Source organism: Pedobacter sp. HMWF019 (genome assembly GCF_003061025.1).
GTDB lineage: Bacteria > Bacteroidota > Bacteroidia > Sphingobacteriales > Sphingobacteriaceae > Pedobacter.
In genome coordinates this window covers 1-4,325 of sequence record NZ_QAIL01000417.1, presented here as the reverse complement: position 1 = coordinate 4,325, position 4,325 = coordinate 1, and the positions used below count along the sequence as shown (strand labels likewise).

Genomic DNA, 4,325 nt, shown 5'->3' with positions numbered 1-4,325 from the left:
GCTCCAATATCGCTGGTAAATTATTTACATTTATAAAATTCATATCTAAGATACATGAAGAATAAATTAGACTTACTTCAGGATAAAATAAAACAGGCGCATGCTGGTGGTGGAGCAGCCCGTATTGAAAGTCAGCATAAAAAAGGAAAACTTACTGCCCGGGAACGCCTTCATTTTTTATTAGATGAAGGGTCATTCGAAGAAATAGGAATGTTGGTTACCCATCGCAGCACGGACTTCGGAATGGAAAATGAAAAATATCCCGGCGATGGCGTCGTAACTGGTTACGGAAACATCAATGGTCGTTTGGTCTATGTATTTTCCCAGGATTTCACTGTATTTGGTGGCTCACTGTCAGAAACTCACGCAGAAAAAATCTGTAAGATCATGGATATGGCCATGAAGAACGGAGCTCCCGTGATCGGATTAAACGATAGCGGTGGAGCAAGAATTCAGGAAGGCGTTGTTTCCCTTGGAGGATATGCAGATATCTTTTACAAGAATGTACAAGCCTCAGGCGTTGTTCCTCAGCTCTCGGCCATTATGGGCCCCTGCGCTGGTGGAGCAGTTTATTCTCCTGCCATCACAGATTTCATCCTGATGGTAGAGAATACATCCTACATGTTCGTTACTGGTCCCAATGTAGTTAAAACAGTAACTCACGAAGAAGTCACCTCAGAAGAACTTGGCGGTGCTTCTACGCACGCGACCAAATCGGGTGTAACACATTTTGCATGCCCTAATGAACTTGATGCCATCAATCACGTTAAAAAATTACTAAGCTATATGCCCCAGAATTGTGAAGAGCTTCCTGCACTCCTGCCTTATACAACAGGCAATGAAGAAAGAAATGCACTGAACAATATCATGCCACAAAATTCCAATCAACCCTATGACATCAGGGAGGTCATTAATGAGGTGGCAGATGAAGGCAGCTTCCTGGAAGTGCATAAAGATTATGCTGAAAATATTGTAGTAGGCTTTGCCCGTCTTGGTGGCAGAAGTATTGGGATCATTGCCAATCAACCTGCTTATCTGGCAGGTGTACTCGACAACCATGCTTCCGTAAAAGCAGCCCGTTTTGTACGTTTCTGCGACTGTTTCAATATTCCGTTACTTGTTTTCGAAGATGTACCCGGATTTTTACCAGGAACAGATCAGGAATGGAATGGAATTATATCCAATGGGGCAAAATTATTGTATGCCTTCAGTGAAGCCACTGTTCCGCGCATTACCGTTATTACCAGAAAAGCCTATGGAGGCGCCTATGACGTGATGAACTCCAAACATATCGGAGCTGACCTGAACTACGCCTGGCCTTCCGCAGAAATTGCCGTAATGGGCGCAAAAGGCGCCGCCGAGATTATTTTCAAAAAAGAGATCTCAGCAGCTCAGAACCCGGAAGAAAAATGGCTGGAAAAAGAAAAGCTCTATTCAGAGATCTTTGCAAATCCTTACCGTGCAGCCGAACGTGGCTTTGTAGACGAAGTGATAGAACCCTCCAACACAAGAAATAAATTAATCAAAGCATTTAAAATGCTAGAAAATAAAGCCGTTAAAAACCCTCGAAAAAAACACGGCAACATTCCACTCTAAATGAATTTAAGTCGCAAAGATATTCTACTCATGGCCTTTTGTACTGGCCTGATTGTAGCAAACATCTATTACTGCCAACCGCTGGTGATCCTGGTTGCCAAAGAGTATAACCTTACAGAAAGTTATGCCGGCAGGATCACCTACCTTACCCAGGCAGGCTACGCCATTGGTTTATTCCTGCTGGTCCCTCTGGGGGATATGTTTGAAAGAAAGAAACAAATCCTAGTGATTACAGGTCTTGCTATAGGCGCCCTTCTGCTGGCCGCCTTTTCACATACCTTTCTGGTATTGGAAATCGCCAGTGTATTGATTGGTGCAAGTTCCATTGTACCACAACTCATTCTGCCAATGGCAGCCAACCTGAGTTCTGACGAGAAACGAGGACATACGATTGGTATCATCATGAGTGGATTACTGGTTGGTATCCTGGGCTCCCGGGCTCTGAGTGGCAGTATCGGTTTCCTGTGGGGCTGGAGAGCCATGTTCCTGATTGCTGCAGGCTTATGCTTTCTGCTCTTGTTGCTTATGGCCAAGCGCTTTCCAGAAAGCAGCCCATCTTTTAAGGGAACTTATAAAGAATTGATGTCTTCCATGTTCAATTACATCAAGACACAGCCCGTTCTTCGGGAAGCCTCCTTAATCAATTTCCTCGCCTTCGCCACCCTGAGTGCTTTCTGGACCACCATGGTTCTGTTCCTGGCTAACCCGCCGTTTAGTTTTCAATCCTTACAAATCGGTCTTTTCGGCATTGCCGGGGCTGCCGGCGCACTCGCTGCACCACTGGTTGGAAAATTTAGTGACGGGAAAGACCCAAGAAAAAACCTGCTGATCGGTCTTTTACTTCAGTTCGCCAGCATTGTGGCGTTTTACTTCACCGGCAGTCACCTGTACTTATTTGTTATTGGAATTATCCTGATCGACATTGGTCAGCAAGCCATCCATGTGACCAATCAAACCCGGATCTATGCTTTACTACCTGAGGCCAGAAATCGTTTAAACACCGTTTTTATGTCCGTTAGTTTTGTAGGTGCGTCCACCGGTTCTGCCCTTGGTCTATGGCTTTGGGACAAGGGTCAATGGCCTGTTTATTGCTTTGGTTCCGGAGCGGTGATCTTAGTCAACATCATGATCTATCAACTGTACAAAAAGAGATTACGTTAACATGTCAAAAATTCAAATAGAACAGATCCAACCTTCACTAACCTGGAGGATCAGGCACGAAGCCATGTATCCCGATATGCCCTACGACAGTGTAAAGTTAGACAATGACGACGACGGTATTCATTTTGGCTTATATGCCGATGGCCAGCTAAGTTCTGTGGTTTCCCTCTTTGAACAAGGAGACACCTATCAGTTCCGTAAATTTGCCACATTACCCGAGGCACAGGGTAAAGGCTATGGCAGTCAACTCCTTGCCCACCTCATTGCATTCATCAAAAAAACAGGCGCAAAGAAGATCTGGTGTAATGCCAGGGTCAACGCAGCATCTTTTTATGCCAAATTTGGCTTCCAGAAAACCGACACAACCTTCTTCCAAAATGGCTTTGATTTTGTCATTATGGAATTAGAACTTTATATTTAACATTATGAGTAAAAAGAAAGACGAAAAACAGAAACATGTACCTGTAGTCAATAAAAAATCGCTTCAATTTTTTGAAAAATATATCAATAACCCATCGCCTACCGGCTTTGAATATCCGGGCCAGAAGTTATGGCTGGATTATCTGAAACCTTATATCGATGAGAGTTTCATTGACAACTATGGCACAGCAGTTGGTGTCATTAACCCAAAAGCAGATTATAGGGTTGTTATTGAAGCCCATGCAGATGAGATCTCCTGGTTCGTTAATTACATCACTCCGGAAGGCTTGATCTATGTGATCCGAAATGGTGGATCAGACCATCAGATTGCACCTTCAAAAAGAGTCAATATCCATACAGACAAGGGTATGGTTAAAGCTGTATTTGGCTGGCCTGCCATTCATACCAGGAGCGGAGAAAAAGAAGAAGCACCGGCTTTAAAAAACATCTTTCTCGATTGCGGATGTACCAGCAAAGAAGAAGTGGAAAACTTAGGTATCCATGTAGGCTGTGTCATCACATACGAAGATGAATTTATGGTCTTAAACGACCGCTATTATGTTGGCCGCGCCCTGGATAACCGTGCGGGTGGCTTTATGATTGCAGAAGTAGCCAGACTGCTTCATGAAAATAAAAAGAAACTTCCTTTTGCCCTGTATATCGTGAACTCTGTACAGGAAGAAATTGGCCTGCGCGGAGCAGAAATGATCGCAGAACGCATCGAGCCTCATGTTGCTATCGTTACCGATGTTACCCATGATACAACGACACCAATGATCAATAAAATTACCCAGGGAGACCTTGCCTGCGGCAGAGGACCAGTGGTTTCTTACGCACCAGCTGTACAAACCAATCTGAATAAATTACTGATCGAAACCGCACAGAAAAATGACATTCCTTTTCAACGCCAGGCTTCTTCCCGCTCTACCGGAACGGATACAGATGCTTTTGCTTACTCCAATGGCGGTGTACCTTCTGCATTAATCTCTCTTCCTCTGCGCTACATGCACACTACAGTAGAGATGATTCACAAAGAAGATGTAGACAATGTCATCAACCTGATCTATCAGACTTTGCTCAACATTAAAAAAGACCATGATTTTAGATATGGTCAATAATAAACCATAAAATATCCTGAAAGCGTGCCC

Annotated in this window: 4 protein-coding genes; all 4 read left to right on the top strand. The window is 43.9% G+C overall.

The features are described from left to right. Positions 1–54 precede the first annotated feature (54 nt). The 4 genes from DBR11_RS22360 to DBR11_RS22345 are packed head-to-tail and all read left to right on the top strand — an operon-like array spanning position 55 to position 4,295. Positions 55–1,596, top strand: coding sequence for an acyl-CoA carboxylase subunit beta (locus DBR11_RS22360; RefSeq protein ID WP_108554832.1), 1,542 nt, complete (start codon positions 55–57; stop codon positions 1,594–1,596). After that, positions 1,597–2,757, top strand: a complete 1,161-nt coding sequence (locus DBR11_RS22355) for an MFS transporter (RefSeq protein ID WP_108554831.1) — start codon at positions 1,597–1,599, stop codon at positions 2,755–2,757. A 1-nt stretch (position 2,758) separates the two neighbouring features. Beyond that, complete coding sequence (locus DBR11_RS22350; protein ID WP_108554830.1) at positions 2,759–3,178, top strand: GNAT family N-acetyltransferase; 420 nt, start codon at positions 2,759–2,761, stop codon at positions 3,176–3,178. 4 nt (positions 3,179–3,182) lie between these two features. Then, positions 3,183–4,295 (top strand): M42 family metallopeptidase, encoded by a 1,113-nt coding sequence (locus tag DBR11_RS22345; protein ID WP_108554829.1) that lies wholly within the window; start codon positions 3,183–3,185, stop codon positions 4,293–4,295. Positions 4,296–4,325: the final 30 nt, after the last annotated feature.

Coding starts and splice junctions, on each gene's coding strand:
- DBR11_RS22345 (WP_108554829.1), top strand. CDS start 3,183: ATGAGTAAAAAGAAAGACGAAAAACAGAAACATGTACCTGTAGTCAAT.
- DBR11_RS22360 (WP_108554832.1), top strand. CDS start 55: ATGAAGAATAAATTAGACTTACTTCAGGATAAAATAAAACAGGCGCAT.
- DBR11_RS22355 (WP_108554831.1), top strand. CDS start 1,597: ATGAATTTAAGTCGCAAAGATATTCTACTCATGGCCTTTTGTACTGGC.
- DBR11_RS22350 (WP_108554830.1), top strand. CDS start 2,759: ATGTCAAAAATTCAAATAGAACAGATCCAACCTTCACTAACCTGGAGG.